The sequence below is a fragment of the Dankookia rubra genome (genome assembly GCF_004355005.1).
Lineage (GTDB): Bacteria > Pseudomonadota > Alphaproteobacteria > Acetobacterales > Acetobacteraceae > Paracraurococcus > Paracraurococcus ruber_A.
Genome location: NZ_SMSJ01000232.1, coordinates 1 through 2260 on the forward strand (window position 1 = coordinate 1; position 2260 = coordinate 2260).

The 2260-nt window shown below is 68.0% G+C and carries 2 protein-coding genes; one reads left to right on the top strand and one right to left on the bottom strand.

Annotation, left to right across the window (positions count from 1 at the left end):
- Nucleotides 1-75: 75 nt before the first annotated feature.
- Nucleotides 76-951 (top strand): amino acid ABC transporter substrate-binding protein, encoded by an 876-nt coding sequence (locus E2C06_RS36185; RefSeq protein WP_241671629.1) that lies wholly within the window; start codon nt 76-78, stop codon nt 949-951.
- A gap of 343 nt (nt 952-1294) precedes the next feature.
- On the opposite strand, the gene E2C06_RS39035 is transcribed toward E2C06_RS36185, so the two are convergent.
- Nucleotides 1295-2140, bottom strand: a complete 846-nt coding sequence (locus tag E2C06_RS39035; protein ID WP_206664850.1) for a DUF3489 domain-containing protein — start codon at nt 2138-2140, stop codon at nt 1295-1297.
- Between the last annotated feature and the right edge of the window lie 120 nt (nt 2141-2260).

Below are 2260 nucleotides of genomic sequence, written 5' to 3' on the forward strand. Positions count from 1 at the left end.
GCAGCTGGTCCAGCAACTCATCAGCGATGTGCGGCGCCTTCCGTCGAGCCATGGGGGAGCTCCTTCCATTCCCTCATGACCGGCAACACACGGAAATGCCGACAGTCCCCGGACTTCTGTCGCGCGCTCGCGGCGGCCATGTTCGGCGACCGGACCAAGGTGCGCTTCGTACCGACCTCCTCGCAGAACCGCTTCACCATGCTCCAGAGCGGCGAGATAGACGTGCTCGCGCGAAACGCGACGCAGACGCTGCAGCGTGACACGGCGCTAGGCCTAAACATGGCGGGGGTCAACTTCTACGACGGCCAGGGCTTTATGGTTCGTCGCTCGCTCGGTATCGCCTCGCCGCAGCAGCTCGACGGCGCGACCATTTGCATGCAGCCCGGCACCACGAGCGAGCTGAACGTCGCCGACTACTTCCGCGCCAACAGCATGCGCTTCACGCCGGTGCTGATCGAGCGCCCGGACGAGTTCGTGGCCGCGTACAGCTCTGGGCGTTGTGATGCTATGACGCAGGACGCGAGCCAGCTCGCGAGCTACCGCGCAACCGCGGTACATAACCCGAACGACCACGTCCTGCTGCCCGAACGTATCAGCAAGGAGCCGCTAGGCCCCATGGTTCGCCACGGCGACGATCAGTGGTTCGACGTCGTGAAGTGGGTGCTCATGGGCATAATTGAGGCCGAGGAACTCGGCATTACTCAGGCAAACCTGGACCAACGCTTGCAGGATCCTAATCCCGCTGTGCAGCGGCTCCTGGGCGTGACACCTGGCTTCGGGAGCGCGCTCGGGCTCGACGAGCGCTGGCTCTACAACGCTATCAAGGCGGTTGGGAACTACGGGGAGAGCTTCGAGCGGAACCTCGGTAGCGGAAGCCCCATCGGTCTGCCGCGCGGTCAAAACGACCTGTGGTCTCGCGGCGGCCTCATGTACTCATTGCCTCTCCGATGACACGCAGGATCCCTAGGACGGGGCGAAGATGGGGGAACCGCGTCTCCACATGGCCCTCTGGCGCCTGCCACTTCGGGCGCCTGACCGGTTCCGGATGCCAGCCAACCGGAGCGGAGTCGGCGCGTTTGGACTGCTGTGCAGCCGTGACGGTCTCCGGGAGCCCCTGCCTTCCCGGGGAAGGAGGAACGCGACACACCACCCGTCGAGCCTCGTGATACCGCGTCGCGCAGCCTTCGGCCTCAGCCCTACCCTTTTGGTGGCTGCGCCTGCCGGAGATTTGGTACTGCTCGAGGACCCGTTCTCGACAATGCGGGCTACCTGGCAGGGGGCGGACCGGACGTGTTCACCAGTTGCCGGCCCGTCTGCGTTCGGCTGGCGGGCGATGCTGCTGGCCAGGGGAGGTGCTGTCGCGCGGAACGTGTCGGGGCAGTTGCAGCGGCTTCCGCCGGATGTGAGCCACCTGGTGAGGGCATACCTGCCTCAGCAGGCCCATGGCCTCAGGCTGCCTCGCAACGCGGTAAATAGTATAGCTGCCCCTTGCGCCCTCCTTGCCGGGCCCGACCTGCCGAACCCGCTCGGCGGCATCGACCGCGATGCCCTGGCGCTTCTTCAGGCCGGCGAAGAAGCCGCGGGCCGTGTGGGCCTGCCAGCCGGTGGCCTCCATGATCTGGGCAATGGTGGCGCCCTCGGGCCGGCGCAGCATGACGAGGACCTGCTGCTGCTTGGTGCCCCCGCGCGGCTTGCGCGGGCCGGCGGTGCGCGGTGCCGGGGCGGGCTTGACCAAGATGGCGCGGAGGGCGGCGACTGCGTCGGGCAGGGCCGCGCGCTCGCCGGCCTCGTCGTCCCAGGCGGCGAGGACACGCTGGGCGGCGTCGCGCAGGCTGGGACGAGCCAGGGCCGCCGTGGTGGGCGGCTGGTTGACTTCTGCGCCGGTGGGCGCCACCTCGGCCTCTGGCACCGTGAAAGGCGCCAGAGGCGCGCTACCAGGCGCCTGCGGCATGTCGGCAGGGACGGTGTCCATCGCCTGTCCAGGCTCAGTCGCGGCAGTGACGCCGATGGCCGCCATCCCTGCCTCGGTGATGCGCACCGTGGGCCGGGTGCCGTCCTGTTGATGCCAGCGCAGGCCAGCGAACTCGTCGGGCGCCGCGCACTCCTCAACGTAGCCCTGCTTGAGCAGGTTATTCAGCACCGCCCGGGTGGTAAGCGTCCGGCCTCCATCGCCTTCCCTGGCCGCTGACGTGCGTTGAGGCTGGCGGCCTTAACGTCGGGCGTAAGGTCGTCTGTAAGGTCATGGGCAGCGGGACGGTCG